Genomic DNA, 3,534 nt, shown 5'->3' with positions numbered 1-3,534 from the left:
CTGGGCTTCTGGCGCTTTCTGCCACGACGCGGCCTGCGGGCTTTGCGATGCTCGGGCAGGTACCACCACAACTCCTGGTCCATGCCTTCTTTCGAGTAGATGTAGCGATAGATCGTCTCCTGGCAGACGCGCAGCGCAGCACTTTCATAGATCATGCGGTTGCCGATCTGCTCGGGCGTCCAGCCCAGTTTGATCCGCGCGATCACGGTCTTGCGCAGGTCTGGATGTCGGATCAGCTTCCGCGGTACAGATCGGCGCTTGTCCGTCTGCAACTGAGCGGCATAACCGAAGTAGCCTGCGTACTTCTTTGGGAACGCATCATCGGCCCAGAAATTGCGTTTGATCTCGCGAAAGATCGTCGATTTATGACGCTTAAGAACGCGCGCCATCTCTCTGACGGGCACCTTGGCATGCCACCAGCTCTCGATTTTACGGCGTTCTTGCAGTGATAGTTGCGTGTAAACGGCTCCCATGCCATGATCTCCTATTAGATAACTCATTGTTTTCTAATAGGAGTCGCACTTCAGGGTAGAGCGCTCCCGCGTACACAACTGTAGCAACCAAGTAGAAATGTCACCGGGTTTGCAAAGCAGAAGTGTCATCAAAAGCGTTGACGGTAGCAAAGCCTGACAGGGCGGAGACCTCAAATATCGCAGCCCTGGCTGGCTTTGCGGGGGCAGTGGGAGCGGGCGCCCTAGGTGGCTCTACCGGCCTTGGGGCTTGGACCCTTCAACTTGCCGCGAAATGTCGAAAGTCAGCTATGCGCAACACGATTTTCCTTCTTGGATCGGTGGGCAAGGCACTGTCGCATACGAACAGTATACGCAACAGTCACCTTCGAGCGGTTTCAATACCGTCTGACAAGACTTGCACTCATAGAACCACTGGCAAGCGTCAGTGGGCATAGTCTCAGTCTCCGCATGGCCGCAAGATGGACAGGTCAAGGTGGATTCTAAGACTACTTTTGTTGCTTCTGTCGCCATAGCGCGTACCCCGTCAGTATGAGAAAACCTGCCAAGATCGGCAGCAAAACAGCATCGTTGTAGAGAACGCCGAGCAGGCCAGTCAGACCAAGTGCTGTGAGCACAATGGGCAACAACGGCGTGAAACAGCAGAGCATCACAAAGATCGTGCCGCCCAGACCAAGTGCCAGTAGTTTGTTCTTCATCGGGTCGATCTCCACAAATCCCACATGAACCGTTGTGCCGAGGCTTCCCAATATGGCGATGACAGCGCAACTAAGAAGGCAATGGTGGCGAGGGATGCCCAGACGATAGCGGATCGCCTACGCCTTGTGCATGCTCTGGGCCATATCACTCGATACCATGCCCAGATGAGCGCAATGGCGACAACGACAAGGATGAAACTCCGATACGCTATGAACGGCCCAAGCATGGTAAGCCAAGTACCGCCAAGGCCGATGATAGACAGCCCGATTGGCAACACACAGCATGAGGCTGACAACAATGCGAGAAGTGCCGCGATTGGCATGACCAGCCGCGTAGCTACGCCTGGCTCAGTCGCTGTTTGTTGATTTGCGTTCAGGTCCATTCTGCGTTTTTAGTTCCTGTAGTGGCTACAGGAGCAAGCAAAATGTTCACGATTGGCAAAGCGTCAGAACAAAGCGGCGTGAACATCGAAACGATCCGCTATTATGAGCGCGAAGGCATTGTTCCGAAGCCCGGAAGGTCGGCAGGAGGGCGCAGGCTCTATTCTCCGGATGAAATTGCGAAATTGAGGTTTGTGCGGCGCTGTCGAGATCTTGGCTTCCCGATCTCGATCATTCAGACGTTCCTGTCGCTGACGGAACAGGATGATCGAAGTTGCGGTGAGGTGAAGACGTTGGCGGAAAACCATCTGGATGAGATCAACGCCAAAATCGAAAACCTGACACGGCTCCGCGAAGCACTTCTAAGCCTATCCTCGAATTGTGACGAAGGGACTGCGGCTTGTCCGATGCTGGACTCTCTCATGAAAGACGGTCTTGGCGAAAACAGACCAGAGCAACCCAAACACTGAGAAGATTGTCGCCAATGAATGCTTCCTCTCGCGACCTCACATCTTGTTTGAAGCGGTTGCCTCGGCAGCCCGCTCCGCCCGTCGTCGCTCATAATATGCTTCCATTTTAGACGGGGCCCCTGGCGGTCGGCGGCCGGTCTTTTTGTACCTATTCTTTGCGCTGACCGGTTTGACTTTGGGCTTTGGCGCGGGTTTGTCCTGTTCTTCCTTGATGTATGCGAGAACCGCACCAAGGCGCTTGTTCTCGGTAATGGCGGCATGTGTAATCCGACGTTCGGGATTGAGGATGGAATGGGGCAGGGCAACGCCCTTTGCCCGCACCTGAATGCGCCCATCAGCCAGTTCGTAGACGTCAACATATTTGCCCACGAGACCGCGGCTCAGATCGTTCACTTCCAGCTTGATCCGCTTGCGGTCGTACTTAATCGTTAGGTCTTTGGTGACATAGCGTTTGTCACGCAGGCAGAAGATCTCGGCAAGATGATCGGGTTCCACGTTCAGCGCGCGGTGCAGATTGTGGGGCCGGGCAGGAGCCTTTGCAAACTTGGCATTGTAACGGTCCACAAAGCCTTCAAGGAATGCTTTTCCGTCATCCATATTGGAAACACCTGCGATGCGCAGTTCCTTCACAAGCCGATCCTGAAGCGTACGGTTTGCTCGTTCCACACGGCCTTTGGCTTGGGAACTATTTGCGCACAGAATCTCAATGTTCAGCTCAGCCAATGCACGCCCAAATTGGGTCATGCCGGTCATATGCTTGCTCGGCTTGGCTACCCGAAAGACAGTGTGTTTGTCGCTGTAGAATGCGACCGGTCGACCATGCTTGAGCAGGTAGCTTTCCAACGCATCAAGATAGGTAAATGTACTCTCAGATTCCACGAACCGCAGTTCCATCAACGTGCTGGTCGCATCATCGATGAAGACGAGGAGGGTGCATGGATCAGCACGATCTTCAAGCCAGCGATGATCTGATCCGTCGATCTGGATCAGTTCGCCAAAACACTCTCGGCGGAGTCGTGGCTGATGGAAGGTGCGGCGCTGTTTGCGTGACAACCACAAACCATCTTCCTGCATCCATTTGCGGACGGTCTCTCGAGAGACCTTGAAGCCGTGATGTTCGGCCAGCATCTCAGCCGCCAAGGTCGGCCCGAAGTCGGCATAGTTCTCTTTGATAAGGCTCAACGCATAGTCACGCTTTGCATGATGAATGCGATTGTTCGGAGGTTTACCGCGCGCCTTGTGCCGGATCGCGGAGGCGCCGTCTTGTCGATATCGCTTCAAAAGCCGGAAAATCTGTCGACGCGTCAGGTCCAACATGTTCGCCGCATTGTCGACGGTCAGCCGTCCATCATCGACCTGTGCCAGTACTTCCACACGGTTCAGCTCGCGCTCGCTCATAATCACCCATCCCATGCCCGATCTCTCTGCCTGTTATCGTTGTGGGCGAGAGTGACATTCCTGAATTGCAGATGGGTGACATTTTAGCTTTGCGGCTACACCAACTAATTCGTATAA

At 54.3% G+C, this 3,534-nt stretch carries 5 protein-coding genes; 1 reads left to right on the top strand and 4 read right to left on the bottom strand.

Annotation, left to right across the window (positions count from 1 at the left end):
* The 3 genes from Q0802_RS24545 to merF form a co-directional block, all read right to left on the bottom strand.
* The coding region (locus Q0802_RS24545) for a helix-turn-helix domain-containing protein (RefSeq protein WP_298922639.1) at positions 1-473 on the bottom strand (473 nt) is incomplete at its 3' end.
* Between the two features lie 285 nt (positions 474-758).
* The gene (locus Q0802_RS24540; protein ID WP_298922637.1) at positions 759-983 is read right to left on the bottom strand and encodes a GDCCVxC domain-containing (seleno)protein; all 225 of its coding nucleotides are present in this window, start codon (positions 981-983) and stop codon (positions 759-761) included.
* Positions 959-1,168 (bottom strand): mercury resistance system transport protein MerF, encoded by a 210-nt coding sequence (gene merF, locus Q0802_RS24535; RefSeq protein WP_298922635.1) that lies wholly within the window; start codon positions 1,166-1,168, stop codon positions 959-961. The genes Q0802_RS24540 and merF overlap by 25 nt, the downstream gene beginning before the upstream one ends.
* A gap of 425 nt (positions 1,169-1,593) precedes the next feature.
* Here merF and Q0802_RS24530 point away from each other — a divergent pair, with 425 nt between their 5' ends.
* Entirely contained in the window at positions 1,594-2,019 is a 426-nt protein-coding gene (locus tag Q0802_RS24530) for a helix-turn-helix domain-containing protein (protein WP_298922634.1), read from the top strand.
* A gap of 36 nt (positions 2,020-2,055) precedes the next feature.
* Here the strand turns inward: Q0802_RS24530 and Q0802_RS24525 are convergent, their stop codons facing one another.
* Positions 2,056-3,432, bottom strand: coding sequence for an ISNCY family transposase (locus Q0802_RS24525; protein WP_298922633.1), 1,377 nt, complete (start codon positions 3,430-3,432; stop codon positions 2,056-2,058).
* Positions 3,433-3,534 lie beyond the last annotated feature (102 nt).

This window comes from uncultured Roseobacter sp., assembly GCF_947495275.1.
GTDB lineage: Bacteria > Pseudomonadota > Alphaproteobacteria > Rhodobacterales > Rhodobacteraceae > Roseobacter.
Note: the sequence above shows the minus strand (reverse complement) of the source record. Positions and strands in the feature narration are given on the sequence as shown.